The following is a 746-nucleotide window of genomic DNA, read 5'->3' as shown; positions in this document are numbered from 1 at the left end:
AAAAACTGGCAAAACTCAATGACTCATTCAAACAACTGCGTGACAAAATTCGTCAGCATTATTCTGCCCCATTAGACGTGTTGGTGATGCGCTTCTCGACACCCAATTCTGTTCTGCTATCGACGGAAAATTCGACCACTGACTATGTGGTTGAGCAGCTTGGGTTAACCAACCCTATCCAAGTCTCTGCGCGCGCTTGGGGCATCAAACAAGATCGCATCAACCGCTTACAAAACCTTGAACAAAGCTACGTACTTTACGTGCAGCCTTTCCCGCAAGAGAGCAAGTTGAACAGCTCACCACTTTGGCAAGCGATGCCATTCGTGAAAAAACAGCGCGTAAATTCGGTAAGAGCGGTGTGGGCCTACGGCGGCGCGATGTCTTTGCAATACATGGCAGAAGCCATTACCGACAGCTTAATTGAACTGGCACCAAAACAATGAGAACGAAACCGTACATTGGCTATGTCGCGCTGATTGCGTTGCTTAGCCTATTGAGCTTACAAATTGATACGAGCTTGTCGTTGAGTGAACAATGGCAGTTGTTCACTCAACCAGAAAGCGCCAGCGAATTTCGTGATGTTTTCTTTATGCAGTCTCAGTTACCTCGATTGAGCATCACGTTATTGGTTGGTGCAATGCTCGGGCTGACTGGTAGCTTGATGCAACAGTTAACGCAAAACAACCTCACCTCACCGCTGACCTTAGGCACCTCTTCCGGTGCTTGGCTTGCGTTGGTCATCGTTA

At 47.9% G+C, this 746-nt stretch carries 1 protein-coding gene and 1 pseudogene; both read left to right on the top strand.

Annotation, left to right across the window (positions count from 1 at the left end; all coding sequences use genetic code 11):
* Window positions 1-443 (top strand): annotated as a pseudogene (locus R7044_RS25205) (iron-siderophore ABC transporter substrate-binding protein); the annotation flags it as partial.
* Window positions 440-746 (top strand): iron chelate uptake ABC transporter family permease subunit (locus R7044_RS25200; RefSeq protein WP_225455995.1); only part of this gene is annotated, 307 nt, incomplete at its 3' end. The pseudogene R7044_RS25205 and the gene R7044_RS25200, both read left to right, overlap by 4 nt.

This window comes from Vibrio sp. 1402 (genome assembly GCF_033340275.1).
The sequence above is the reverse complement of the archived record's forward strand: the minus strand, read 5'-3'. Positions and strand labels throughout refer to the sequence as shown.